At 57.5% G+C, this 24,011-nt stretch carries 23 protein-coding genes; 10 read left to right on the plus strand and 13 right to left on the minus strand.

Going from position 1 to position 24,011, the window contains the following annotated elements; translation table 11 throughout:
- Positions 1 to 185: 185 nt before the first annotated feature.
- Positions 186 to 824 carry a hypothetical protein gene (locus DXT77_RS29755; protein ID WP_147407012.1) on the minus strand — a complete coding sequence of 213 codons (639 nt, stop codon included), beginning with the start codon at positions 822 to 824 and terminating at the stop codon, positions 186 to 188.
- Positions 825 to 1,144: 320 nt separating this feature from the next.
- Positions 1,145 to 3,595: a nuclease-related domain-containing DEAD/DEAH box helicase gene (locus DXT77_RS16805; protein ID WP_158593098.1), complete on the minus strand. Its 2,451-nt coding sequence runs from the start codon at positions 3,593 to 3,595 to the stop codon at positions 1,145 to 1,147.
- Positions 3,596 to 4,272: 677 nt separating this feature from the next.
- Between DXT77_RS16805 and DXT77_RS16810 the strand changes: the two genes are divergently transcribed.
- The 3 genes from DXT77_RS16810 (at position 4,273) to DXT77_RS16820 (ending at position 5,769) form a co-directional block, all read left to right on the plus strand.
- Positions 4,273 to 4,635 (plus strand): DUF6124 family protein, encoded by a 363-nt coding sequence (locus DXT77_RS16810; RefSeq protein WP_119428467.1) that lies wholly within the window; start codon positions 4,273 to 4,275, stop codon positions 4,633 to 4,635.
- Positions 4,636 to 4,743: 108 nt separating this feature from the next.
- Positions 4,744 to 5,442, plus strand: a complete 699-nt coding sequence (locus DXT77_RS16815; RefSeq protein ID WP_119428468.1) for a hypothetical protein — start codon at positions 4,744 to 4,746, stop codon at positions 5,440 to 5,442.
- Between the two features lie 111 nt (positions 5,443 to 5,553).
- Complete coding sequence (locus tag DXT77_RS16820) at positions 5,554 to 5,769, plus strand: hypothetical protein (RefSeq protein ID WP_085712578.1); 216 nt, start codon at positions 5,554 to 5,556, stop codon at positions 5,767 to 5,769.
- Positions 5,770 to 5,818: 49 nt separating this feature from the next.
- Here DXT77_RS16820 and DXT77_RS16825 read toward each other — a convergent pair whose 3' ends face one another.
- The gene (locus DXT77_RS16825; protein ID WP_119428469.1) at positions 5,819 to 6,604 is read right to left on the minus strand and encodes a transporter substrate-binding domain-containing protein; all 786 of its coding nucleotides are present in this window, start codon (positions 6,602 to 6,604) and stop codon (positions 5,819 to 5,821) included.
- A gap of 256 nt (positions 6,605 to 6,860) precedes the next feature.
- Here DXT77_RS16825 and DXT77_RS16830 point away from each other — a divergent pair, with 256 nt between their 5' ends.
- Positions 6,861 to 8,456: a bifunctional 2-polyprenyl-6-hydroxyphenol methylase/3-demethylubiquinol 3-O-methyltransferase UbiG gene (locus DXT77_RS16830; RefSeq protein ID WP_119428470.1), complete on the plus strand. Its 1,596-nt coding sequence runs from the start codon at positions 6,861 to 6,863 to the stop codon at positions 8,454 to 8,456.
- Between the two features lie 45 nt (positions 8,457 to 8,501).
- Here the strand turns inward: DXT77_RS16830 and DXT77_RS16835 are convergent, their stop codons facing one another.
- From DXT77_RS16835 to DXT77_RS16845, 3 genes are all read right to left on the minus strand, one after another.
- The gene (locus tag DXT77_RS16835) at positions 8,502 to 9,377 is read right to left on the minus strand and encodes a copper resistance protein B (RefSeq protein ID WP_119428471.1); all 876 of its coding nucleotides are present in this window, start codon (positions 9,375 to 9,377) and stop codon (positions 8,502 to 8,504) included.
- A gap of 11 nt (positions 9,378 to 9,388) precedes the next feature.
- On the minus strand, positions 9,389 to 11,107 hold the full coding sequence (locus DXT77_RS16840) for a copper resistance system multicopper oxidase (RefSeq protein ID WP_119428472.1): 1,719 nt from the start codon (positions 11,105 to 11,107) through the stop codon (positions 9,389 to 9,391).
- A gap of 95 nt (positions 11,108 to 11,202) precedes the next feature.
- Positions 11,203 to 11,685 carry a hypothetical protein gene (locus tag DXT77_RS16845; RefSeq protein WP_119428473.1) on the minus strand — a complete coding sequence of 161 codons (483 nt, stop codon included), beginning with the start codon at positions 11,683 to 11,685 and terminating at the stop codon, positions 11,203 to 11,205.
- Positions 11,686 to 11,855: 170 nt separating this feature from the next.
- Here DXT77_RS16845 and DXT77_RS16850 point away from each other — a divergent pair, with 170 nt between their 5' ends.
- Positions 11,856 to 12,521: a ribonuclease T2 gene (locus tag DXT77_RS16850; RefSeq protein WP_085712570.1), complete on the plus strand. Its 666-nt coding sequence runs from the start codon at positions 11,856 to 11,858 to the stop codon at positions 12,519 to 12,521.
- Positions 12,522 to 12,530: 9 nt separating this feature from the next.
- Here the strand turns inward: DXT77_RS16850 and DXT77_RS30120 are convergent, their stop codons facing one another.
- On the minus strand, positions 12,531 to 12,662 hold the full coding sequence (locus tag DXT77_RS30120) for a hypothetical protein (RefSeq protein WP_256662967.1): 132 nt from the start codon (positions 12,660 to 12,662) through the stop codon (positions 12,531 to 12,533).
- Here DXT77_RS30120 and DXT77_RS16855 point away from each other — a divergent pair.
- From DXT77_RS16855 to DXT77_RS16870, 4 genes are all read left to right on the plus strand, one after another.
- Positions 12,661 to 13,158, plus strand: a complete 498-nt coding sequence (locus DXT77_RS16855) for a PAAR domain-containing protein (RefSeq protein WP_085712569.1) — start codon at positions 12,661 to 12,663, stop codon at positions 13,156 to 13,158. The genes DXT77_RS30120 and DXT77_RS16855 overlap by 2 nt on opposite strands.
- Before the next feature lie 3 nt (positions 13,159 to 13,161).
- Positions 13,162 to 13,890, plus strand: coding sequence for an alpha/beta hydrolase (locus DXT77_RS16860; protein ID WP_119428474.1), 729 nt, complete (start codon positions 13,162 to 13,164; stop codon positions 13,888 to 13,890).
- Positions 13,890 to 14,405, plus strand: coding sequence for a hypothetical protein (locus tag DXT77_RS16865; RefSeq protein WP_170931632.1), 516 nt, complete (start codon positions 13,890 to 13,892; stop codon positions 14,403 to 14,405). Before DXT77_RS16860 ends, DXT77_RS16865 begins: the two co-directional genes overlap by 1 nt.
- Before the next feature lie 190 nt (positions 14,406 to 14,595).
- Positions 14,596 to 16,167, plus strand: a complete 1,572-nt coding sequence (locus tag DXT77_RS16870) for a sensor domain-containing diguanylate cyclase (protein WP_119428475.1) — start codon at positions 14,596 to 14,598, stop codon at positions 16,165 to 16,167.
- Between the two features lie 58 nt (positions 16,168 to 16,225).
- Here DXT77_RS16870 and DXT77_RS16875 read toward each other — a convergent pair whose 3' ends face one another.
- From DXT77_RS16875 to DXT77_RS16890, 4 genes are all read right to left on the minus strand, one after another.
- Entirely contained in the window at positions 16,226 to 16,522 is a 297-nt protein-coding gene (locus DXT77_RS16875) for a hypothetical protein (protein ID WP_119428476.1), read from the minus strand.
- 81 nt (positions 16,523 to 16,603) lie between these two features.
- Positions 16,604 to 19,027 carry a TonB-dependent receptor gene (locus tag DXT77_RS16880; RefSeq protein ID WP_119428477.1) on the minus strand — a complete coding sequence of 808 codons (2,424 nt, stop codon included), beginning with the start codon at positions 19,025 to 19,027 and terminating at the stop codon, positions 16,604 to 16,606.
- Between the two features lie 98 nt (positions 19,028 to 19,125).
- On the minus strand, positions 19,126 to 20,085 hold the full coding sequence (locus DXT77_RS16885; protein ID WP_119428478.1) for a FecR domain-containing protein: 960 nt from the start codon (positions 20,083 to 20,085) through the stop codon (positions 19,126 to 19,128).
- On the minus strand, positions 20,085 to 20,591 hold the full coding sequence (locus DXT77_RS16890) for a sigma-70 family RNA polymerase sigma factor (RefSeq protein ID WP_119428479.1): 507 nt from the start codon (positions 20,589 to 20,591) through the stop codon (positions 20,085 to 20,087). The genes DXT77_RS16885 and DXT77_RS16890 overlap by 1 nt, the downstream gene beginning before the upstream one ends.
- Positions 20,592 to 20,820: 229 nt before the next feature.
- Here DXT77_RS16890 and DXT77_RS16895 point away from each other — a divergent pair, with 229 nt between their 5' ends.
- Positions 20,821 to 21,261, plus strand: a complete 441-nt coding sequence (locus tag DXT77_RS16895) for a carboxymuconolactone decarboxylase family protein (RefSeq protein WP_085712558.1) — start codon at positions 20,821 to 20,823, stop codon at positions 21,259 to 21,261.
- Between the two features lie 4 nt (positions 21,262 to 21,265).
- On the opposite strand, the gene DXT77_RS16900 is transcribed toward DXT77_RS16895, so the two are convergent.
- Together DXT77_RS16900 and DXT77_RS16905 are read right to left on the minus strand one after the other, a co-directional pair.
- On the minus strand, positions 21,266 to 22,858 hold the full coding sequence (locus DXT77_RS16900) for a DHA2 family efflux MFS transporter permease subunit (RefSeq protein ID WP_119428480.1): 1,593 nt from the start codon (positions 22,856 to 22,858) through the stop codon (positions 21,266 to 21,268).
- Positions 22,855 to 23,976, minus strand: a complete 1,122-nt coding sequence (locus tag DXT77_RS16905; RefSeq protein WP_085712556.1) for an HlyD family secretion protein — start codon at positions 23,974 to 23,976, stop codon at positions 22,855 to 22,857. The genes DXT77_RS16900 and DXT77_RS16905 overlap by 4 nt, the downstream gene beginning before the upstream one ends.
- Positions 23,977 to 24,011: the final 35 nt, after the last annotated feature.

The following is a 24,011-nucleotide window of genomic DNA, read 5'->3' on the forward strand; positions in this document are numbered from 1 at the left end:
AGATGTGTATAAGAGACAGGGAATGGGGGGCGGCTCGGAGGCGTCTGAATAGTTTGCGCACGTTTGTCGCAGCCTAAAGGAGCAAGACGAACCAGTCCTCATCTCATAGGAATTGAGTCGACTTGGTAAACAAGGCGTTTCTTTTTTGCCTTTATTCGATCAGATGTATGTATATACATGCTCTGTTAAGAGTCAGCCTCAGAATAATGGCCGCCGTAATAAATATTGTCTCCAGTTGTGCCATGCAGCTTGAAAGTTAAGTTTTCAACAATCTTTCGGAGTCTGGTGTTTTCATCTTTTAGTTTTTCATTTTCTCGTGTCTTTTCTTTTGCTTCTACTATTGACTTGCGCAAAATTTCTTTGATCTCGGAGTGGCGTTTTCCTCCCTCAATGAAATCTTGACTTTGCTGAAGAAGCGCTAATTGTGACTCTAGCTCGAGATTCTTTTTGTGAGCGGCCTTTAAATAGATCTGCAGCGTTTCTATTATTGCTTTATTGGGTGTGCTCTCTTTTGTTCTTTTTTCCTCTTTTCTTTTTTTTGCTTTTTCTCGTTTTGAGAGTAGCTCGGCTTTAACTTTTTTCGGTTTTGCCTGAGTTGAAGAATTTACATCGCTAGGGAGTGAACGTTTTGGAATTGAAAGTGTTCTTGATGTTTTTTCGGAGTTGCCTGATGTGGCTTCCGCTTCTATTTTTTGGCTAAGTGTCGGGGATATGGTTTCCTGTATGGCAGATGATTTGCTCTTCCCGCTCTCTAAAGCTTGGCGGAGTGTTTCAGCAAAAGCTGAAAAGTTTTGATGTTGCTCCGAAAAACATTGGTTGCTCACATTATTCCCCTGTCGTGTCGTTTGGATCGAACTCAAGGCTAGGGTGAGTTTCGCATTCAGTGCATGTTGATTTTTGGATGGTAAAAGAAAAATCGTTTCTCTAGAGGTTAGCTCAGTTCATCCATTTGTGCGAGTTTGCAACGAAGAGGGTAAATGGAACAGATTTATTTATTTTGGATTTTAAGGTGATAAATAAATCTGTCTAAATTGTTGTTTAGCTCGAGGCGCTTATCGCTCTCGTGTCACTGAAGGACAGTGTCGGGGTTGGTAGCAGGCTTCGTTTTGGATAATAAATTAGTCCCAATTTTTTGGATGGTCGACTACTCTTGGTTGGCTTTTATCATAAATTTTTCACGTTTTATGATTCTGATGCCTTTTGCACCTTTAGTGATCAGTCCGTTGTTTTCTAGCTTTGCGAAAGCGTCATTAATAAAGCCTTGCCATTGTGGGAATGAAAAAATTTCAAGTTTTTTATTCCAGTTGTAGGTGTTTTTTGAAATTTCACCTATTTTGAATTCGGTTCTGTTCTTATTGTATCCGATAGTCAATTCTCTAATTGCTAATGCCATGGCAACTCTACCTTCAAGGCTCAATTGGCTAAAGGCTGAAATTAGTTCGCTTTGGGTAGTGTTGTATCTGCTTTTTAGCAGTGTGCCTATTGAGTATATTTGAATGGGTAGGTTTTCAATAGCTTCGGTGGAGTGCATTTTTCTATTGGTGAGTATGCTTAGTAATTGAAGTATATAATTTTCAAAATTTGGATTTCGCTCATTGTGAGGGTTTGTGCACACATTGCATGTTCCAGCAGGCGGATTGCCGACATTGTGAGGTGTTGGTTCTAGGCATATGTGGCAGTGCTTTAGTTCTAAAGTTAACGGATAAGTATTTTCTGCTTTATCTATCATTGAGATTGTGCTTCTTGAGTCTGGCGCCCAAGTGTATATTTTCGGAGTGTCTGAATGGATAAAAAAGGCTTCAAGCAGTAATCTGGTTACTTCGCATTTCTGGACGGGAAGTGTGTATGCATGCCAGGTTTTCGACCATGAAATATGGAATATGTCATTTTGTAGCGTGATGTCGATAGTCGGCTGGTTTTTGATTATTGTTTGTGTGAGTGACTTGGAGCTCTCTGAATCCACATGATCTTTATTGTTTAAATAAAGTTCTCTACCTAGATTTTCGTATTTTCCTTTTTGTACTTCATAGGCATCTAGAATTACGATGCAGCGCGATGTAGAGCGTGAGTAGGCGCAGAAAAATTCTAAATTTGACATGTCTGTAGCGGCCAATATGATGATGACAGGGCTTTCCATGCCCCTGAAACGTCCTATAGACTCAACTTTGATCCCTTGAGGTACTAAGCTTTCGGGTATTCCCATATAAGTAGGTGTTAATACAATAATTTGCCCAGGCAATAAGCCTTGAGATAATATTTGGGCAATTGTTTGGCTTAGGGTGTTTTTGGGGTTGCTGGTTATTATCTCTGTAAGTGTGTCCTCATCATTTTGCCTTAAGTTTGTAATGGAGTGCGTCGGTTGTTGAAAGATTTTTAACCGTTCGCAAACGCGTTTAGGCATGCGAAGACTTTCAGTAAGGAAGAACGCTTGTGCCTGAAGGTATTCTTCTATCTGCGCAAGGCTGACTGGCTTTTCATATGGAAAAGCTTGAGTTGCATCGCACATGGCGATAATTTTTTTGGATGAAAAGTGCTCTACTAATATTTCCCAGAGCTCTCTTCGGATTACTTGGCCTTCATCAATGATGAGGGCTGAGTATTTATTCAAAAAGCCATTGTTGCAGGCCTTTTTTAGGCTGGTCGCTGCTTGTTTCTCAAACCAATCTGCCGTGAAATTTGCTTTTTCACCATTATAAGTTGAGGCCTTCGAGCATAATGAGTAAATGGTTATTGCTAAGGTGTTGGCGTGGTCAAGTAGTTCGCTTGATATTTTTTGAGCAAGAAGTGAGTTGAATGTAATGCAGAGTACTGAAGTTCCGGAGGTAGATAACCTGCGTGCAGTTTCAATTGCTATAATTGTTTTTCCGGTGCCTGGCCAGCCGCTAATTAAAAATCTATCTTTTTTTAGTGCCCAATCGATGCACTCTTGTTGTTCAGGTGTCAGTCGGAGCCATAGTTTGTTGTCGCTGCTTATTTTTGAGTACCAGCAAGGGGTATAGCTAATTGTCGGGATCAGCATTTCAATTATGGTTTCAATTTTTGATTTGCTGATCGGTACAGTATTTAGTAGTAGTTTGAAGTAGTTCATGATAGAGCGTACTCTCTCGTCAACTCTATCTAGATCTTTGATGTCGAGGATTAGTTTGATTGGTAGAAGGTGGTTATTGTCCACAACGCTGGGAGGCAGTTGTGAGGTGTTCATTTCTGAGCCGGGAAAGAAATAAGCACGCCCAATTTGAACCGTAACGCCGTTGTTTCTCAACCATTCTTGAATGGCGAATATGCCGCGGTTCAATTGGGCTACGGGATCGACGTTTGTCTTGCTGTAGTAAAAACCTGATGAGTTATGTCCAATTACACCTCCTTTTACCTCAAGTGCAAGTATTCCGAGGTCAGGATGTAGTATGAGGAAATCAATTTCCCCAACAGGGCTTTTGTTGTTTTGTAGCTCATCTACAAATGAAGATAGCCATGGAATGCTATGGATTATTTGGAAGTCATCATTTAACTGTTCTTCAAGTAGTCTGTAAACAATTGGCTCTGCCACATGGCTGTCATTGAATTTCGGTCCGTGAGGGGGGTGCATTATTGCCATGTGATTGTCCGTATCAATAAATACAATGTTATATGCGTGGAGTTGTTGCGCTTTGCTTAGGGTGCCTAAGCAACTATTTATACGATTCTCTGAGCATTTTGTAGGGGCGTGAGTCGTCTGAATCTTAGTCACTTTCATGGGATTCTATGTTGCTTGGTTTTCATCGTCCAGTCGGAAGTCTTTTTGCCATTTATTTAAAATTGTTACTGGTACGGTGATGTTGATTTTTCAGTCCCTACATGTGACAGCCCCCAGCTCGCGAGTGGGTGGAAGACGCTGACGGGGTCATTGAATTGCCGCGTTATTTCAATCTAAACAGAAGAATGGGCTGATGTTTAAGATGTGCCAGTCTGCGTGATCCCTACCCTACACATCCTTGCGCCACCCCCTACACCTAAGACAGAATCCGCCGGCTTGTGCGTCTAGGCCGTGGCTTTTATCGTTCTCGGGTCACTGAAAACCAGTGATCGGGTTTGGTAGCCCGGATTCCGTCAGAAGCACAAGACTACTGTCTTGCGGAGGCTTTCAGTGCCTTCGTTTTATGGTGGTCATGCGCAGGGCATTTTCGGATGCGCCGGGGTTCCTGACGGCCGGTCTACCAACCTGCGTATGGCCTCCGCCTTTCGTTTGGTAGCGAAGGTGATGGCTCCTAACCTTTATCTGTCGGGAGTTTCACTATGTTCAAACCTACACCCAACCCACCCGAAACCGATCCGGTTTCACCTTATCAATTCCCAGATTCCAAAAAACTCAACGAAGCCGCCGAACGCGCCCTCGACCATTACCTCACCCCGCAACAACGCATCATGGGCAGTCACACCGAACACGACCCCATGTTCCTGGCCAACCCTGCCTACACCAGCGAATCCCTGTTGGCCAACGCCAGCGAATCCCTCGATTCCGCCAGCGAAATGCTCAACAACTTCGCCGCTGTACTGGAACCCTCCCACCGCAAAACCGCGCTGGGTATCGCGCAGGTGGTGATGGTGGCGGGGCTGGCGGTGAATCAGGCGCTGGATCACGTCGAGCCGAAGTCGTAAGTGCAAACACCTTCCGTGGCGAATGCCGCCACGGGAGGGCAGTGTTTCTTCAGATTTCCCCGACATGGACGACAACTTACGCATTCCATTCCGCGTTTTGAGTTGTCCATGAAAAAACTAGTTGTCGTGATGTTCGCCGTCCTGTTTCTCGCAGGCTGTGCCAATCAGAAGTTCAAACCCGAATACCGCACCCAGATCCACACGGTGAAAGTCCTTCCGGTGACCTGGAGCTTCAAGGAAATGACCTACATGGGCCGCGAGCAGGCCTGGGGCGCTGCAATCGGCGCCGGTGTCGGCGCGGGTGTCGGAATGGCGTCCCATGCCGGGAAGTTGGGGACGGCGGCGCTCAGTGGGGCCGGGTTTGCGGCGGGGTTGAAGGCCGGGGATCTGGCGTCGATGTCCACGGTCGAGGCGATTCAGTACAACATGACGAGTGCTGATATCGACCTGGGCAAACTGGTCAAGAAGGGGTTCGAGGATCAACTGGCGGCCAGCGGTCGTTTCAAGATCGTCGCCGATAATGAGCCGGCCGATGCGCAGATCGAGTTGACGGTGGTCACCTGGGGCTTTGCGCTGACGCAAGGTTTCAGCAGTGTGGTGTATCCGACGATTGCCGTGAACGGTGCCCTGAAGCGTGGCGATGAGTTGATCTGGCAGCGCAAGGAACCCATCACTCCGTTCAACGGCGCCAACACCTATGGTTACGAGCCGCTGCGTTATCGCACCGAGCCGGAGCTGGTCCGTGAGGCGTTGACCGGTGTTTCGCAGATTGTTGGCACTTACCTGGTCAAGGATCTGAACGAGTAATCACCGCTCTGCCTGAACCCGCGCTGTCGATGGCGAAAGTTTCATGTTGTCGGCGTGCGCGGGCGCCTAGGATGCAGCGATAAGATCGTTTCATCCAAGGGGAGCCGTGCCATGAGTGCCAATGTCGTCAAAGTGCTGTTGATTGCTGCAGCTGTCTCGGTATTGAGTGCCTGTTCGGGCTCCGGTGGGTTGACCACCACCAGTTGTTTTTCTTCGGATTGCCAGTCGCCGGAAGGGCGCGCCAGCGCCAATACGCTGAAGTTCGGCGGCACCGGTATTGGTGCCAGCCTCAACCAGTACAGCTCCGGCATGTTGCATGACGATTGAATAGAAAAGGGCGCCCGTCGCGGGCGCCCTTTTTTCGTCTTGAAGCGTTTTACTGCGGCCCTGCCAGCCACTCGCCAATGACCTTCTGATACTTCCCGGTCACCTTGCTCAAGTGCAGCCACTGATCGACATACAGCTTCCAGCTCATGTCATCGCGGGGCAGAAGGTAAGCCTTTTCCCCGTACTGCATGAACTGCTCCGGGTTGACCGCGCACAAACCGGGTTTCTGCTTCTGCTGATACCGCGCCTCGGAAGCGTCGGTGATCATCACGTCGGCCTTGTTGTCCAGCAGTTGCTGGAAGATCGTCACGTTGTCGTGCAGGGCCAGTTGCGCCTTGGGCAGGAAGGCGTGGACGAAGGCTTCGTTGGTGCCGCCGGCGGGTTCGACCAGACGCACGTTCGGCTGGTTGATCTGCTCGATGGTCTGGTACTTGGACTGGTCGGCGCAGCGCACCAGCGGGATCTTGCCGTCGACGTCGAGGGTGTTGCTGAAGTAGGCCTTTTTCTGCCGCTCCAGCGTCACCGAAATCCCGCCCATGCCGATGTCACATTTGCCTGCCAGCATGTCCGGCATCAGGGTTTTCCATGTCGTCTGCACCCAGTCGATTTTCACGCCAAGGCTGTCTGCCAGGGACTGGGCCATGGCGATATCGATACCTTCGAATCCGCCGTCCGGGCGTTTGAAGGTGTAGGGCTTGTAGTCGCCGGTGGTGCAGACGCGCAGTTCACCTTTCTGAGTGATCAAGTCCAGATGCGAAGTTGATTCCTGAGCTTGAGCAATGCCTGTCAGTAGCAGGAGTGCGGCGAGTAATTTCGTTTTTTTTGTTTTCTTCATGTGTAAGGTCTTGTTGATGGAGAAGAGGAGGGGGATTTGAGTCGCCGGCTCAAGTTTCTGTTTTATATATCTTTTTTATTATCCGAAAACACGGCGGCCGCCAGTGATCGATTAAAGGTCGACAGGGGGGCGATTGAAAGCTAAAAACAGTCGCAGCAATAAGCATGGGGTCGCCGCATTTGCCCATGTCGAGTTCATGCAGTACACGATTTTCGAGTTGTTGTCGGTGAGCTATTTATAACAAGGATATTTATAAATGTTGCACAGAATTGCTCAAGCGTTAGGCCGTAGAACATCTACGTTGTCGTCACGGTTTCATCCCCCTCCGGCGATTCACCGCGATTTTGCGGACCCGTCGCTTTCGAGCAGTTTTTTGCTGGACGAATCCGGCCCGTTTGTCGTGAACCCTGAGGTGAAACTCTCCCATCACCCGCAATGGATGTATCCGACGCATTTGCGCGAGCCTCGGTATTCGTTGGTCCTGGCCGCCGGTGAAAGCCTGGAAACCCGTGCGCTGCAGGTGTATTCCGATTCCGTCATCTACCTGCGGTTTGCGGCGGCGTTACCGCAAATCAGCGAGGACGGGCTCGTCTGCGAAATCAGCTTTGTGAATGACGTCGGCCAGTCCCGGTCGTCGGTGGGGACATTCAGCGTGTTGGGTGGCAAATCGTCGACGGAATGGCGGGTGGTCGAGCTGGACGTGGCCTTTTTGGCGGGACTGTCGGGACGTTTGCTGATCGAGTGCGGGCCAGGCCCGCAAGATGACGCGACCGCAGACTGGCTGGCGCTGGCAGACGTGTGTGTGGCCCGTGAGTGTGATTTGAAAGCGTTGCTGGCCAGGACCCATCACGCCTTGCGCATCAAGAATGAGATTGCCCATTTCAGCGCCGCGTATCGCAACGACATGTATTCCAAAGTGCAGGACAAACAGAGTGAAGCGTCCAAGGGTGGTGCGCGGGACGTTCGCCAGTTGGCCGCGCTGCCCTGCGGCGGACGCCTTGCAGACGTCGATCTGCATATTGAGCCACCCTTCGAAGACGAAGTGGCCTACGCCTATGCGACGCGGTTGCTGCGGGCCAACGTGCCGCAAACCCCGCCGGATTTTGAAGCGAGACTGCGCGAAAAAGTACGTACTCACGGGTCGATAAAAGTCTTGTCGATCTGCAGTGGTGCCGCGCGGATCGAAGCTGGCATGGCGCTGGCCGTTCCCGAAGGAATCGAGTGGTCGTTGCTCGATATCAACGAAGACTTGTTGCAGATGGCGGCGCGACAGTTCACCCCCGGCACAAAGCTTGACCTGATCGTGGCAGATGCCAACGACCTGGCCCCGACCGGGGAGCAGTGGGATGTCATCATTTGCATTTCAGCGTTGCACCACCTGGTCGAACTGGAAAAGGTCATGCTGTTCATTTCAAGCAGCCTGAAGGTCGATGGCGAGTTCTGGAGCATTGGCGAGGCGGTGGGGCGAAACGGCAACCGTTTGTGGCCGGAAGCGATTGTCGCGGCCAACGAGGTGTTTTCGGCACTGCCGGCGCAATACCGGTTCAATGCCAATACCAAAGTGACCGATGCAGTAATTCCCGACAGGGATCATTCCATCGGATGTTTCGAGGGTATTCGAAGCGAGGAACTCTGCGGGTTGCTCGATAGCTGGCTGGAACCGGTGGAACTCTATCGGCAAAACTGTTTCCTCTGGCGAATGATCGACCTGGCCTACAGCAACAACTTCGACTTGAAACTCGCAGAAGACCAGGAGCGCGTGGTTGCGATGGTGAAAGCCGAAGTCATTCACTACAGAAGTGGCGGACGAGGTACAGAGCTCTTTGGCGTGTACAAGCGGCGTCACCTGTAACGCCCCGAAGGGTGGGCGACCGGCTGCGGTCGCCCACTTTGCGTCTCAGAACCAGAGTCGTACACCGAGCACCATTCTTGTCTCGCTGCGATCTTCGCCTTCTTCCCGCGCGTAACTGGCGGTGTTGCCGTAGGTGCGGTTCCAGGTCACGCCGATGTACGGCGCGAATTCGCGGCGGATTTCATAGCGCAGACGCAAGCCGGCTTCGGTGTTCGAGAGGCCTGAGCCGATCCCGCGTTGCGGATCGTTTTTGCCGTAGACGTTGAGTTCGGCAGTGGGCTGCAGGATCAGCCGGTTGGTGAGCAGGATGTCGTAGTCACCCTCCAGCCGTACCGCGCTCTGGCCGTTTTCGCCGAGGAACGCCGTGGCTTCGGCTTCGAAGTTGTACAGCGCCATGCCTTGCAGACCGAACGCGGCCCAGGTTTGCGGGGCGCCGGGTTTGAAGTCCTGGCGCACGCCGCTGACCACGTCCCACCACGGCGAAATCGCGTGGCCCCAGAGCGCCTGGATCTCCGCGTCTTCGGTCTTGCCGTTGCTGCGTTCGCCTTCGGAGCGCAGCCACAGGCGATCAATGTCGCCGCCGATCCAGCCGGACAAATCCCAGGCCAGGGTGCTGGCGTCGTCGCCGTTCTGCCATTCGAGTTTGTCGGCGAGGAAGTAAGTGTTGATGACGCTGTCGTGCACCTGGTGGCCGCCGTGACTGGTGAACACGGCGGCGCGGTCGGCGTCGGTCAGCGCCGGGATCGGTGTGTGGCTTTCAGTCGATGCGGCGGGTTTCATCGCGGCGTGGCTCATGCCTGGCATCTGGCTATGGTCCATGCCCGACATCTGACTGTGATCCATGCCCTGCATGTCGCTGGCGGCCATCGCCGTCGACAGGGAACCGCCGAGGAAAAAGGAAAACGCTGCAAATCGAGTCATGGTCGGCGTCCTCATTCTTCCACCCGCACTTCACGGAACATGCCCATTTCCATGTGATAAAGCAGGTGACAGTGAAAGGCCCAACGGCCCAGCGCATCGGCGGTCACGCGGTAGCTGCGACGGGTGCCGGGGGGCATGTCGATGGTGTGTTTGCGCACCTGGAAGTTACCGTTTTCGTCTTCCAGATCGCTCCACATGCCGTGCAGGTGAATGGGGTGGGTCATCATCGTGTCGTTGACCAACACCAGCCGGATGCGCTCGCCGTACTTCAAACGCAGGGGCTCGGCGTCGGAGAACTTGATGCCGTTGAACGACCAGGCGAATTTCTCCATGTGCCCGGTCAGGTGCAGTTCGATCGTGCGGCCCGGGTCGCGGCCATCGGGGTCTTCGAACGTGCTGCGCAGGTCGGCGTAGGTCAGCACGCGGCGCCCGTTGTTGCGCAGGCCGAGGCCGGGGTCGTCGAGTTTCGCGGCGGTGGTCATGGCTTGCATGTCCACCAGTGGATTGTCCTTTTCGCTGTCGGGATGCGACTGCATCGGGCCCATGTTCATGCTGGCGTGGTCCATGCCGCTCATGTCCATGGAACCATGATTCATTCCACCAGAGCCCATGCCGCCCATGCCCATGTCGTCCATGGTCACCCGCGGGCGCGGGTCCAGCGCCGGCACCGGGGCCGACAACCCGGCGCGGGCGGCGAGGGTGCCACGGGCGTAGCCGGTGCGGTCCATGGCCTGGGCGAACAGGGTGTAGGCGTCGGCGGCGGGTTCGACGATCACGTCATAGGTTTCCGCCACGGCGATGCGCAACTCATCGACGGTCACCGGTTTGACGTGCAGGCCGTCGGCGGCGACCACGGTCATTTTCAAACCGGGAATGCGCACGTCGAAGTAAGTCATGGCCGAGCCGTTGATCAGCCGCAGACGCAGCTTTTCACCGGGGCGAAACAGGCCGGTCCAGTTGGAATCGGGGGCGTGGCCATTCATCAGGAAGGTGTACGTGGCGCCGCTGACATCGGCGATGTCGGTGGGATTCATCTTCATCTGCGCCCACATCGTGCGATCAGCGACGGTGGCGCCCCAGCCTTTTTCACCGACGTCCTGGATGAAATCGCCGACGGTGCGCTTGTGGTAGTTGTAGTAGTCGGACTGCTTTTTCAGGGTTTTCATCAGGCCGGCCGGGTCTTCGTCGGTCCAGTCGCTGAGCATCACCACATGCTCGCGGTCGTACTGGAACGGCTCCGGCTCCCGGGCGTCGATCACCAGCGGCCCGTAGACGCCGGCCTGTTCCTGCAACCCGGAATGGCTGTGATACCAGTAGGTGCCGTGCTGGCGCACCTTGAATTGATAGACGTACACGCCACCGGGCTCGATGCCCTTGAAGCTCAGGCCCGGCACGCCGTCCATGTTGGCCGGTAGCAGAATGCCGTGCCAGTGGATCGAGGTGTCGGCCTTGAGCCGGTTGCGCACCCGCAGCGTCACGGTGTCGCCTTCGCGCCAGCGCAGCAGGGGACCGGGGACGCCGCCATTGATGGTCATCGCGGTACGCGACTGGCCGGTGAAGTTGACCGGGGTTTCGCCGATGAACAGTTCAAAGTCGGTGCCGGTCAGTTCGTTGAGTTGACCGGGACTGTTGAGTGCCCACACCGGCGTGCGCCACAGGCCGAGGCCGCCGAGCAGACCGCCGGCGGCCAGGCCTTTGACGAAGGTGCGTCTTGAGGTGTTGGAAAGCATGCGCTGGAAGTCCCCGTTTGACGAATGACGGGGAGGCTAACCAGCGGCAGCTTTCAGTTGGCTGAGGCGCGGATTACAGTTGCGTCAGGTTCGACCTACAACCCGAGTCCCTCCTGGACCACCAGCAGCAGGTTGTTTTCCGTCAGCGCAATAGCATCCAGTTGTTGACCGGTCTCGATGGTCTGCAACCACCAGTGACTCTCGCCGTGTTCGTCGACGGTGCGCAGCAGTGAAGTTTCCTTTCCCGGCAGGTTGATCTGCACACGACCGGCGCCGTCTTCGGTGAATCGTGCAATGGGATCGAGCGTCATGCTGTGATGGTTGGCTTCGATGACCAACTGGTCGATGGCGTAGTCGTGGGGCTCGCCGTCCGGTGAACTTTCGCAAACATGGGTAGGATTTCGCCGAATCTTCAGTCCCACCTCGGTGACCGGTTGCAACCAGCCCTCGATGCGGTGATACAGGTCGTAGACCACCGCCGGCCAGCAATCGATTTCCAGTTCGGCGCAGGTGATGTCGTCCGCGTGAGTGTGCCGGGTTTGCTTGAGCTTCGCGGCGAGTTCGTCTGCTTTACTCATTTCGGGGATCCCTGTTTTTGGTGTCTGCTTGTTAATCGTAGACCTTTCAACGTAGTACAGCTTTGCCTTGCGTCATGCGCTTGCAACACTGGCATGACTCAATCAGCCCCTGACCATTTGACGGTCAGACCACAGAAACCACGGACGCACGCGTCCCAAGGAACGGGAACATGAAAAAGCTTTTTACAATTATGGCGCTGATTGCGCTGACGGTCGGTAGCATCGGCCTGAGTTCGGCACGCCAGTCACACGCCAACAAGGCACCAACGGAGTCGGTGGCGGGGGTGTTCGATTACTACCTGCTGACGCTGTCCTGGTCGCCGACGTTCTGCCTCACCCACAAAGATGACCCGCAATGCACCGGCAAGGGCTACGGTTTTGTCCTGCACGGCCTGTGGCCGCAATACGCCAAGGGTGGCTGGCCGGAATCCTGCCCGCCAGTGACCACGCTCTCGGCCGCCGAAACAGCCAAGGGCATGACGCTGTTCCCGACGAAAAAACTCCTCGACCACGAATGGAGCAAGCACGGCACCTGCAGTGGTCTCGGCGCAATGGGCTATTTCGACGAAGCAGACAAAGCCGTGGCAGCGGTGACAATCCCGCAAGAGCTGCAACCGTTCAGCAACTCTTATTACTTCGAAGCACAGGAAATCGCCGACCTGTTCCGCAAGAGCAATCCGGGCATCCCGGCCGACGGCATCGCCGTGATCTGCAGCGGCCCGGAACTCTCGGAAGTGCGGGTGTGCATGGGCAAGGATCTGCAATTCGGTGCGTGCGGCAAGGGCGTGAAAACCCAATGCCGGGCGGGGGACATCCGGGTTCCACCGTCGCGGTAACGCAATCGGTCACCGGCCATAAAAAGCAGGCGCCTTTTCAGGCGCCTGTTTTTTTTGCGCGCAGATTTGATCAGCGTCGCGACTTTGTTCATGCTGCGCGCCCCACGGATGATGACGCGATACTGCAAGGAGCTTTTTCATGAGCGGAAAACCCGCTGCCCGAGTGACCGACCCGACGGCCTGCCCATTACCGGGACATGGCACCAACCCTATTGTCAGTGGTTCGCCGAACGTGAATTTCGACGGGCTGCCCGCTGCGCGTATGACGGACAAGTCGGCGTGCGGCAGCCCGATTACCGGTGGCGTTTCCTCGACGGTTTTCATCAATGGTCTGAACGCCGCCACCCTGGACAGCACCGGTGGTCACGGGAATGTGGTCATTGGTGGATCCGGCACGGTCATCATTGGCGATACCGTGACGAACGCACCCTTTAGCGGCCTGCTGCCAATGCCGGTGCACTTCACCGACAAATTGCAGCTGGTGAACGACACCACCGGTGAACCAATGCCGAATCATCCGTACATGATCCAGCGTGCGGACGGTCGGATGGAGCACGGCGTGTCCGATGCTGGCGGTTTCACCCACACGATCAGTTCGCATCTTCCGGAATCCATCAAACTGTTTCTGGAGGAATGAGGCATGTGTGCGGAAACGGTTACGTGCGAGAAAGGCAACAATTACAAGCTGTACAAGGAACATACGTTGACGGACAAGAAGGACGTCAGTGTGAAGGCTGTGCCGGTGGAGAGTACCAAGGCGGTTGTTGTGTTTGTGGGAGGTGCTGGGGATAAGGAGAGTTACTATTTTTCTGGGCCATATGGAAACATTCAAGAAGCACGTAAGTACTTCGATGAGCGCGTTCAGGATTTGGCAACGGAGGGGAAATATAAATCGGATTGGCTGGGGTACAACCAAGTCAAAGGAAAGAAAGATATTCAGCGGTATGTTCTGGGCCTGATCCCTTACAAGAGCTGCCCCGTATATATCGTTGGTCACAGCCTCGGTGGCTGGAATGGCGCGCACCTGACAAAGATCATGTCTGAATGGGGATACCGGGTTCAGATGCTGGTTACCCTTGATCCTGTGGGTGAGGGCGCTTTGGTCTGGTTGGGCTCAGATATTTATTTTGATCGTCCTGACCCGGTTGCGGCCAATTGGGTGAACATCAAGGCTACGCCTAGTAAAAGAGACTCTTCAGATGGTGTCGCCGACTTTGGCGAGAAATGGCTTATCACTTGTGGCCCGTCACTGAACGTGAATGTGGATACCAATCATGCAAACGCTTTGGGTCTGTTTACCGCACGTATCGCTGGAAACAAGTCTGCTGGTGATCTGCTGTTTGACTCGATCATGGAGGAATTTTCCTGATGTTTAGATTGTTCGTTTGCCTGCTTATCGTAATCTGTTCGGGTTGTGCAAAAGACCATGCATGGCCTCCAGCGAACTTGAGCTATGTCTCAGTTGAGAGAGACAGGTCTTTATATGTAATCAGATATCAGTCGAATGTTGATGTCTTGGATCTTTTTGGCCGGGGAGAAAGGGTAGGAATGGCTTCAGGCATGCTTCATTGTGCCTTGGCTGAAGATCAGGATTTCTCGGTTGGTAAAGCGATTCGGTTTTCAGCGTTTGGCCTGATATCGCCCGATAAAAGAGACGGAGCCCCAGCGGGATACTCTTATCTGACCCATGCTTTCATTTCCGAAACCTCTAGCGACCGAAGCTCGGAAAGATACTTGTCAGTGGCAGAAATCAACCAACTCCTCTCAGGCAAACAACAAATCCCCTGCAAAGTCGTCGTCACCGCTTACGGCTACAAACCCTACTACTCAAACACCATGAATCTCCCGGTCGCAGACCTGCTGCGCGAAGTCAACAAGCCCTGAACCGGCTTGAGTCGTGGAGCCTGAAAAATAAATCGCCGCGCAGGTCATCCATTTCCACTGCGCGCCGATATCAACGGGGTCGGGATTGTCTCGGTGGCACTTGGTTGCCCCGTACTATCCGGTGGGCTACGCTCACAAAAAACAAGGGTTTCGGGCCTTTGCCCCTGTCGTACCTGCCCAGGACACGCTTTTGCCTATCCCCATTCACGATCCGCATCAGGCCCCCGGCGGCACTCTAAAGCGTTTGCCGCTGCGCAAGGCGGCGGTGCTGTTCATCGTTGCCGTGTGTCTGTGCCTGTCCGGTCTGCTGTATCTGCAGATCGAACAGTCGCGGCGGCAGGATCTGGCGAATGCGCAGATGGCCTCGGCCAACCTGACCCGGGCGATGGCGCAGCAGGCCGAAGACACCTTTCTCGCCGCCGATCTGGTGATGACCAGCCTGGTCGACTGGATTCAGGAAGACGGCTATGGCGCGGCGCAGAGACCGCGTTTGCAGAGAACCTTCGCACGCCGGGTGCAGCAGCTGGAGCAGTTGCACGGCATGTTTCTGTTCGATCGCGAAGGGCAGTGGGTGATCACCTCATTTCCTGACCTGCCCCGTGGCAACGGCGTGGCGGATCGCGAGTACTTCAAATATCACCAGCAGAACGTGTCGTCCGTGGCGCACATCGGCCCGGCGATTCGCAGCCGTGAAAACGGCGATTGGATCATCCCGATTTCCAAGCGAGTGAACGACCGCGCCGGCAATTTTCAGGGCGTGTTGCTGGCCGGCATCAAGATGTCGTACTTCGACAAGTTCTTCAAAAGCTTCAGCCTGGACGACAACGGCACCATGTTTCTCGGCCTGACCGACGGCACCTTGCTTGCGCGCCGGCCATTCGACGAGTCCTTGATCGGCACCTCGCTGGCCAAGGGCGAGATCTATCAGACGTTGCTCCCCAACGCCTCGGCCGGCACGGCAATGATCGATTCGGTGGTCGACGGGGTCACGCGCCTTTATGGCTATCGGCAGCTCGACAGTTATCCGCTGGTGGTGTCTGCCTCTTCATCGCGGGACACGATTCTCAAGGGCTGGCATGACCGTGCCTTTCAATCCAGCGTGATCGTGGCGCTGGTGATGCTCGGCGTGGGGCTGTTTGGCTGGGTGTTCATCCATCAGGTGCGCGACGGTGAGAGGATCGAGAAAAACCTGATCAAGGCCCAGCGGGCGCTGGAGCTGATTGCCACGCACGACAGCCTGACCGGGCTGGCCAACCGGCGCCTGTTCGAGCAGTCGCTGGAGATTGAGTTCGCCCGGGGCGCCCGGCAGTCGAGCCCGGTCAGCCTGATCATGCTCGATATCGATTTCTTCAAGCGCTACAACGATGCCTACGGCCATGTGGCCGGCGACCATTGCCTGACCCAGGTTGCCCAAGTGGTGAAGAACTGCTGCCAGCGCAAATCCGATCTGGCGGTGCGCTACGGCGGCGAGGAGTTCGCAGTGCTGTTGCCGGACACGGACATCAATGGCGCGCTGGCGATTGCCGGGCAGATCCGCCGCAGCGTCATGGACAAACACATCACCCACAGCGGCTCGCCCACCGGTTATCTCACCGTGAGTCTGGGCTGTTATTCGTTCATTCCGCTGGGCAACGACAGCCCGGAACTGTTCATCCAGCGTGCCGATGCGGCGCTGTATCAGGCCAAGAACGCGGGTCGCAATCGCGCGGCGGTATTGTCGATGGACGGTGGCGTTGGCGAGTTGATGCGTTCGGATCGCTGACGGAAAACGGGTTCAGACACAGGCCATGATGCGTTCACCATGGCCTGCTCTTGTTCGTTCAGCCGCCGGTACCGGCCCCGGATCCACCCGTTCCGCCACCTGCTGCGCCCGTTCCGCCACCGGCGCCCGAGCCTGAGCCGCTGGCGCCGCCGTTGGTTCCGGTACCTGTTTTCATCCCGTCGGATGGGCCGTCGTTAGGTCGTTTAGTGGTGTTGTCCGGCGGCATGCTCGTTCCGCCGTTGGCGCCGGACTGGGTGCCCGACGTGTTGGCACCGTCATTGGCGGCAAAACTGGCGGCGGACGCTGTGGCCAACAAACCGGCCAGCAGCATCGAGGTCAATGTGCGCGTATTCATGGTACGTCTCCAGAAAGGGGATTTACCTGATATTGGTCTGAAGCGCGCATCGCTTGGTGCCGACCGGGTGACCAGCGGTACTCAGAAATCCACGGTGGCCGAAACCTTCAGCGTGCGCGGCGCGCCCTGGGTCAGGTAACCGCCATTGGCCGAGGCCCAATAGGCTTCGTTGGCGACGTTTTCCAGGTTGGCGCGCAGGGTGATCTGTTTTTCATCGAGCTTGAAGGCGTAGCGCGAGCCGAGGTCGAAGCGGTTCCACGACGGGATGCTTTGGGTGTTGGCTGCGTTCAGGTATTGGCCGCCGGTGCGCAACATCCGTGCACTGAGGGCTGCGCCTTCGAGTCCCGGAACATCCCAGTCGGCGCCGATGTTGAACTGGAAGCGCGGCACGCCGATGGCGCGGTTGCCGTCGTTGACGCCGTTGCTGCTGCCGTCGAGTTCGGTCTTCATCACGGTCGCGCCGCTCAGCAGGCGCAGACCGTCGACAGGTTCACCGTAGACGTTGAGTTCCACGCCCTTGTTGGTCTGCTGGCCGTCGACCCGGAAGATCCCGTCCTGGGTGTAGCTCGACGGTTGCTCGATGCGGTAGACGCCGAGGCTGGCGCCATAGCTGCCCATGTCCAGCCGCACGCCGGCCTCGACCTGTTTGCTGCGCACCGGGGCGAAGGTTTCGTCGCGGTTGATCGCGCTGGTCGGCGGCGTCGGGCCCTTGGCCAGGCCTTCGATGCGGTTGGCGTAGAACGACACGTGTTCCCACGGCTTGATGACCAGGCCGTAGACCGGAGTGGTGATCGATTCGTCGTAACTCGAGGTGCGGGCGCCGGTGGCCGTGGCCCAGCCATCGACCTTCATTTGCTGGCGGCGCAGACCGAGGGTCAGCAGCACGCGGTCGTCGAGGAAGCCGAGGGTGTCGGAAATCGCTTCGCTGCGCAGGGTGTTCTTGCCGACGACACGCGGATCGTTGATGTCACCGGCGAACGAGGTGGCCGGCGGGCGCGGCTTGTCGGTGACGTTGTACAGATTGGTGGAGTAGCGCGAGGCGTTGCCGATGGTTTCGAACGCCGAGCGTTGCTCGCCCCAGATGCCCGCCCAGCCGAGGTTCAACTGATGGCTGACGGGGCCGGTGTCGAAGTGACCGTTGAGGCCGGCCATCGCACTTTGATTGTCCTCGTCGTGGGGCGGATACAGCATGCCGCCACGGGCGTTGCCGTTGAGGTCGGTGACGGTCAGCGACGAGTACACGCCGTTTTCCCGGGTGTGCTTGGCGCCGCCGGACACGTAGGCGGTCCAGTTATCGTTGAGGTCATATTCGGCGCGGGCCATGCCGAAGGTGTCTTCGAGCTGCGAGTAGCTCCAGCTCTGGGCGTAGCTGGCATTGGCGTGCGGCACCTTGGGGGCTTTGCTCAGGCTTGAGTCGACGTAGATCACCGAGCGGCCCTGATTGATCACCTGCTTCTGATAGCCGAAATCGGTCGAGACCCGCAGACGCTCGCCGCGATAGTCGAGGCCGACGCTGAACAGCGACGAGCGCTGGTCTTCTTCATCGACGGCGGTGTCGCCTTCGCGCTGCATCAGGTTGACCCGGGCGCCGAAGCGGTTGTCTTCGCCAAAGCGCTGGCCGAGGTCCAGATGCGTGCCGACCCGGCCGTCCGCGCTGTAGTCGAGGGTGACGCTGCGGGTCGGGGTGTCCAGGGCGCGTTTCGGTTGCAGGTTGATCCCGCCGCCGATGCCGCTGCCACTCGGAGTGACGCCGTTGACGAACGCGTTCGGGCCCTTGAACAGCTCGACCCGGTCCAGCGCTTCGGTGGCGATGATCTGCCGGGGCAGCACGCCGTACAGGCCGTTATAGGAAATGTCATCGGAGGCCAGCGGCAGACCACGGATCATGAACATCTGCGAGAAATTGCCGAAGCCGTTGGACTGGCGCACGGAGGCATCGTTGAGCAACACATCGCCAATGGTTTGCGCCTGCTGATCGGCCATGGTTTTGGCGGTGTAGCTGGTGACGCTGAAGGGCAGGTCGTTGACTGCCTGATTGCCGAGCATGCCGACCTGCGCGCGGCGGGCGACCTGTTCGCCGCCGTAGGTGTCGTCGCTGCTGTCGTGCAGGGCGCTGACGGTGGTGGCGCCCAGTTCCAGCGCGCCGTCCGCCGCGACTTTCGGCGCCACGGTGTAGCCGTTGTCGCCGGTGCTGATCAGTTCGAAACCACTGCCTTCCAGCAGCCGGGCAAAACCGCTTTGCGCGGTGTAATTGCCTTGCAGGCCCGGGCTCTGGCGATTACCGAGTTGTGCCGGGTCGAACGACAGCGGCACGCCGACGCTGACCGCAAATTGCGCCAGCACGTGGCTGAGCAAGCCCGGGCCGATGTTGACGTTCTGGCTGGCACTTTCGCTGACGCTGTTGGCGGCGTGGCCGACAGTCGGCAACAGTGCGCTGAAAGCCAGGGCCAGGCCAAGGGCCTTGAATGGAAAAGTGGCGGGGCGGGACGTGGGCAATGCGGTCATTCGGCGATCCTGTCGGGCGCGTGGAATTAAAGGTCTATCCACTCACCGGACGAAGCGCGAAAAGGTATCAGTGAACATTGAAAGTTTTTTCCAAAGGCTCAGACGCGAGGCTCCACCGACAGCCAGTAACGGGTCAGGCTGTTGATGTTCAGTGGCAGGGTGTCGCTGAGCAGGCGCAGGCTGGCGTCGGTGTCGCGCAGGGAAAACGCCCCGGACACGCGCATCGCCGCGACGTCCGGATGACAGCGCAGCACACCCCGGCGATAGCGGCTCAACTCTCCAAGCAATTCATCCAGACGCATGTTGCTGGCCAGCAGCATGCCCTTGTCCCAGGCCAGGCTGGCGGTGTCGAAGGTTTCGGCGCTGTCGAAGCCGTTCAGCTTGAAGCGCTGGCGCTCGCCGGCCTTGATGATCGCGTTTTGCTTGAGCAATTCCGGGGTGATTTGCACCTGGCCCTCCAGCACCGACACCAGGCTGCGCGAACCCTCGGTGCGCACGCAGAACCGCGTGCCGAGCGCGCGGGCGAGGCCTTGCGGGGTTTCGACAATGAACGGGCGGGCGGCAGCATCGCTGGCGGTGTTGATCAGCACCTCGCCGTTGAGCAGCAGCACTCGGCGCTCGACCGGGCTATAAGCGATGTTCACGGCGCTGTCGGTGTTGAGCAGCAATTGGGTGCCGTCCGGCAATTGCAGGTTCTTCTGCTCGCCGACGGCGGTGCGCTGGTCGGCGGTCCATTGCTGCCACGGCACATGTTGCGAGGCGATGCCCAACGGCCCGGCCATCAACAGCAGGCCGAGGCGGGTGAGGGTCTGGCGACGGCTGAGGCCTTCCTTGCGCGAAGCCCGTTGCAGGGTCTGGATCGCGACGTTGGCCGGCACACTGCGCAAATCACCGAGCAGGGCTTCGGCCCGTTGCCAGGCAATCGCGTGTTCGGCGCTGCGGCTGCGCCATTGGGCGATGGCCTGATGATCGGACGGCGAAGCGGTGCCCGAATGCAGCTGCACCAGCCAGTCGGCGGCTTCACCGAGAATCTGCGGATTGATCATCGACGAACTCATCAGGCGACACTCAGGCAGGCAATGAACGCGGCACGCATGTGGCGTTTGACGGTAATCAGCGAAACATTCAGGCGGGTGGCGATCTGCGCGTAGGTCAGGCCTTCGATCTGCGACAGCAGAAAGGTGTCGCGGGTCTGCGTCGGCAACTCGCGCAGCAAGGCTTCGATGCGCCACAGGGTTTCGAGAATCAGGTAGCGGGTTTCCGGTGACGGCACTTCGGCGGCGGGCAGGCTGGCGATGGTTTCCAGGTAGGCGCGTTCGATGTCCTGACGCCGCCAGCGGTCGATCACCAGACCTTTGGCGATGTGCGTCAGCAGCGCCCGAGGTTCGCTGCCCAGCGGTTTGACCACCTGACGGCTGAGCAGGCGCAGAAACGTATCGTGCGCCAGGTCAGCCGCATCGCAGCGATTACCCAGCTTGCGCTGCAGCCAGCCCTGCAGCCACCCGTGGTGTTCGCTGTAGAGCGTCTGGACTTGCTGATTCAATGGCGGATCGAAAGACGACATGGGCGGCAGATACTCGTTGCGGGCATCCGATGCCTGGCTGCAATTAGAGTGCAATTAAGAATTGATCGCATTCTAGTGGCGCGGAACGAGCGCTGGCAATTGCCCTGTTGCACTTTCTTTTCTGACGCCAGAAAGGAGTGGCCTACCCGTCTTCCGGGAGATTGGCTATTTGTTTGGCCCGGCCCCGGGACTAACGTAGCCACACATTCACTCGCCCCGGAGAACCACCATGAAACCTCGTGCCGATTTCTACACCGCTTCCCCAGATGCCCTGAAAGCGATGATCGCCCTGGAAACCGCCGTCTCGAAACTGCCGCTGGAAAAGACCCTGATCGAACTGGTCAAGCTGCGCGCCTCGCAAATCAACGGCTGCGCGTTCTGCATCGACATGCACACCGCTGACGCGATCAAGGGTGGCGAAACCCCACGCCGGCTGTTCGCCGTGACGGCCTGGCGTGAAGCGCCGTTCTTCACCGACCGCGAACGCGCCGCACTGCTGTGGACCGAGTCCCTGACCCAACTGAGCCTGACTCATGCCCCGGACGAAGATTACGAAGCCGTCGCTGCCCAGTTCTCGCCAAAAGAAATGGTCGACCTGACTGTAGCCATCAGCACCATCAACAGCTGGAACCGTCTGGCCGTGGGCTTTCGCAAAACCCCACAGGCCTGATCGATCAATGTGCATCGGCACTCGGCGCGGCCGGTGGTTGCACCTTGCGCATCAAGGGCACCATCGCCGTGGCGATCACGAAGCACACCATGATCATCAGGAAGGTGTCGCCGTAGGTCTGGGTCTGCGCCTCGCGGTAGGTCAGCAGCCATAACTGATGCAGGCCGGCGGTGATGCCCACGTCACCGCTCTGACCCAGTGCTGCGAAGTTGCCACCGACCTGGGCCAGCCACTGATTCAACGCTTCGTTACTGCTGTTCAGATGCTCGGCCAACCGGGTGAAGTGCAGGTTGGTGCGGTCGTTGAGAATGGTCGCGCACGCGGCAATCCCGATTGCACCGCCCAGGTTGCGCATCAGGTTGAACAGGCCCGAGGCGTGTTTCAACCGTGCCGGCGCCAACCCACCCAACGTCAGCGTCACCGCCGGCGGCACCGCCAGTTGCTGGGCAATCCCGCGCAGGGCTTGCGGCAACATCAATTGCCCGGCACCCCAATCGTGGGTGATCGGACTGAACTCCCACATCGACAACGCGAACAACGCCAGGCCCGCCATCATGATCCAGCGCAGATCGAGTCGGTTGGCCAGAAAGGCGTACAGCGGAATCGCCATAATCTGGAACACCCCGGTGGAAAAAACCGCCAGCCCAATGTCCAGCGCCCCGTAACCACGCACGCGGCCGAGAAACAACGGCGTCAGGTAAATCGTCGCGAACAGGCCGATGCCGGTGACGAAGGAAAAGAAACAGCCGAGGGCGAAATTGCGATCCTTGAGCGCGCGCAGATCGACGATCGGATTGGCCACGTGCAGCGTGCGGCCGACAAACGCCACACCGGCCAGCGCACTGATCCACGCGGTGGTGAGGATGGTCTGGTCGCTGAACCAGTTCCAGCGCGGGCCTTCTTCGAGGGTGTATTCCAGGCAGCCGAGAAACAGCGCCAGAAACACCATGCTCAAATAGTCCGCGCCCTTGAGCAGCGACAGTTCCGGCTGGTCGATCTTCACGAGCATCGGCACCGCCACGGCGACGAAAATCCCCGGCACCAGATTTATGTAGAACAGCCAGTGCCAGGACGAAACATCGGTGATCCAGCCACCGATCACCGGGCCCAGTGTCGGCGCCAGCGAAGCCACGGCGCCGATGGTCGCGGCAGCAATCACCCGCTGTTTGCCAGTGAAGAAATAGAACGCGGTGGTAAAGACCAGCGGAATCATCGAGCCGCCGAGAAACCCTTGCAGCGCCCGAAAGGCAATCATGCTCTGGATGTTCCAGGCCGCGCCGCACAACAGACTGGCAAGGGTGAAACCGATCGCCGAGGCGCAGAACAGCCAGCGCGTGGAGAACACCCGTGACAGCCAGCCCGACAGCGGAATCACGATGATTTCGGCGATCAGGTAACTGGTTTGCACCCACGCCGTTTCATCGGTGCCGGCGGACAGCCCGCCGCCGATATCCCGCAGCGAAGCCGAGACGATCTGGATATCCAGCAGCGCGATGAACATGCCGATGCACATCGTGGCGAAGGCGAACACCTTGGTCGCCGTCGCCATTTCGGCGGCATTGAACGGCTGTGCAGGAACGGCGAGGGCGCGGCTCATGGCGCGCTGGCCACGGCGGTGGTTTCTGGCTGGGCGCGGGTGTCGACTTCAGCGGTCACTGACAGGCCTGGGCGCAGGTGGCCGAGCACACTGTCGGCGGGGTCGAGCAGGATCCGCACCGGTACACGCTGGACGATCTTGGTGAAGTTGCCGGTGGCGTTTTCCGGCGGCAGCACACTGAACTGCGAGCCGGTGGCCGGGGCGAGGCTGTCGAGGCGACCGTGGAATTCCTGGCCGGACAACACGTCGGCGCGGATGCTTACGCGCTGGCCCGGTTTCATCCGCGCCAGTTGGTCCTCTTTGAAATTGGCATCGACCCACAGACCGCTGGCCGGTACCACCGACAACTGTTGCGAACCTGCCTGGGCATAAGCGCCAACCCGCGCGCGACGGTTGCCGATCACGCCATCGACCGGGGCGCGCAGTTCGGTGTAGCCGAGGTTGAGTTGTGCCAGATCGCGCTCGGCCCGTGCTTGCTGAAGGGCGGCGCGGGCCTGTTGTTTCTGGGTTTCGATCACCGAGAGCTGGCGTTGCGCAGCGAGCAGTTCGGCCTGGGCTTTTGCGCTCAAGGCTTGGGCTGTCTTGAAGGTGGCGTCGGCCCGTTGCGCGGCTTCCACCGAAACCGCATTGGTGGTGACCAGACGTTTGTAGCGTGCGTTGTCGTCCCGGGAACGGGCGGTTTCGGCGCCGGCGGCATCGATGCCGGCGCGGGCCTGACCGATCACCGCTTGCTGCAATTGTTCGGTGGCGTCGAGGTTGGCCAGCAGCGCTTCTTCGGCGGCGACAGCGCCTTCGGCCTTGGCCAGATTGGCGCGATAGTCCCGGGCGTCGAGGCGGATCAGCACGTCGCCGGCCTTCACGGACTGGTTGTCGCTGACCAGCACTTCTTCGATGTAACCGGCGACTTTCGGCCCGATCACCGTGACGTCGCCGCCGATGTAGGCATCGTCGGTCTCTTCGAGAAAGCGTCCGGCGCCCCACCAATGCACGGCGTACAACCCGGCGAACACCAGCGCGGCCAGACCCGCAGTGGGCAACAGCAGGCGTTTGAGCAGGGGAGGTTTGGGAGCGCTGACCGGAACGGCGAGATCGGGTTCAACGGTGGGCATGCTGGTCATGGCGTAATACCTGCGAAGCGAGGGTGTTATTACGG

The sequence above is a fragment of the Pseudomonas sp. 91RF genome, from assembly GCF_003576265.1.
GTDB classification, from domain to species: Bacteria; Pseudomonadota; Gammaproteobacteria; order Pseudomonadales; family Pseudomonadaceae; genus Aquipseudomonas; species Aquipseudomonas kribbensis.

Excerpts from the sequence above, each read along its gene's own strand:
- DXT77_RS16805 (WP_158593098.1), bottom strand. The coding sequence starts at position 3,595 with ATGGCAATAATGCACCCCCCTCACGGACCGAAATTCAATGACAGCCAT.
- DXT77_RS16810 (WP_119428467.1), top strand. The coding sequence starts at position 4,273 with ATGTTCAAACCTACACCCAACCCACCCGAAACCGATCCGGTTTCACCT.
- DXT77_RS16815 (WP_119428468.1), top strand. The coding sequence starts at position 4,744 with ATGAAAAAACTAGTTGTCGTGATGTTCGCCGTCCTGTTTCTCGCAGGC.
- DXT77_RS16820 (WP_085712578.1), top strand. The coding sequence starts at position 5,554 with ATGAGTGCCAATGTCGTCAAAGTGCTGTTGATTGCTGCAGCTGTCTCG.
- DXT77_RS16825 (WP_119428469.1), bottom strand. The coding sequence starts at position 6,604 with ATGAAGAAAACAAAAAAAACGAAATTACTCGCCGCACTCCTGCTACTG.
- DXT77_RS16830 (WP_119428470.1), top strand. The coding sequence starts at position 6,861 with ATGTTGCACAGAATTGCTCAAGCGTTAGGCCGTAGAACATCTACGTTG.
- DXT77_RS16835 (WP_119428471.1), bottom strand. The coding sequence starts at position 9,377 with ATGACTCGATTTGCAGCGTTTTCCTTTTTCCTCGGCGGTTCCCTGTCG.
- DXT77_RS16840 (WP_119428472.1), bottom strand. The coding sequence starts at position 11,107 with ATGCTTTCCAACACCTCAAGACGCACCTTCGTCAAAGGCCTGGCCGCC.
- DXT77_RS16845 (WP_119428473.1), bottom strand. The coding sequence starts at position 11,685 with ATGAGTAAAGCAGACGAACTCGCCGCGAAGCTCAAGCAAACCCGGCAC.
- DXT77_RS16850 (WP_085712570.1), top strand. The coding sequence starts at position 11,856 with ATGAAAAAGCTTTTTACAATTATGGCGCTGATTGCGCTGACGGTCGGT.
- DXT77_RS16855 (WP_085712569.1), top strand. The coding sequence starts at position 12,661 with ATGAGCGGAAAACCCGCTGCCCGAGTGACCGACCCGACGGCCTGCCCA.
- DXT77_RS30120 (WP_256662967.1), bottom strand. The coding sequence starts at position 12,662 with ATGAAAAAGCTCCTTGCAGTATCGCGTCATCATCCGTGGGGCGCGCAG.
- DXT77_RS16860 (WP_119428474.1), top strand. The coding sequence starts at position 13,162 with ATGTGTGCGGAAACGGTTACGTGCGAGAAAGGCAACAATTACAAGCTG.
- DXT77_RS16865 (WP_170931632.1), top strand. The coding sequence starts at position 13,890 with ATGTTTAGATTGTTCGTTTGCCTGCTTATCGTAATCTGTTCGGGTTGT.
- DXT77_RS16875 (WP_119428476.1), bottom strand. The coding sequence starts at position 16,522 with ATGAATACGCGCACATTGACCTCGATGCTGCTGGCCGGTTTGTTGGCC.
- DXT77_RS16880 (WP_119428477.1), bottom strand. The coding sequence starts at position 19,027 with ATGACCGCATTGCCCACGTCCCGCCCCGCCACTTTTCCATTCAAGGCC.
- DXT77_RS16885 (WP_119428478.1), bottom strand. The coding sequence starts at position 20,085 with ATGAGTTCGTCGATGATCAATCCGCAGATTCTCGGTGAAGCCGCCGAC.
- DXT77_RS16890 (WP_119428479.1), bottom strand. The coding sequence starts at position 20,591 with ATGTCGTCTTTCGATCCGCCATTGAATCAGCAAGTCCAGACGCTCTAC.
- DXT77_RS16895 (WP_085712558.1), top strand. The coding sequence starts at position 20,821 with ATGAAACCTCGTGCCGATTTCTACACCGCTTCCCCAGATGCCCTGAAA.
- DXT77_RS16900 (WP_119428480.1), bottom strand. The coding sequence starts at position 22,858 with ATGAGCCGCGCCCTCGCCGTTCCTGCACAGCCGTTCAATGCCGCCGAA.
- DXT77_RS16905 (WP_085712556.1), bottom strand. The coding sequence starts at position 23,976 with ATGACCAGCATGCCCACCGTTGAACCCGATCTCGCCGTTCCGGTCAGC.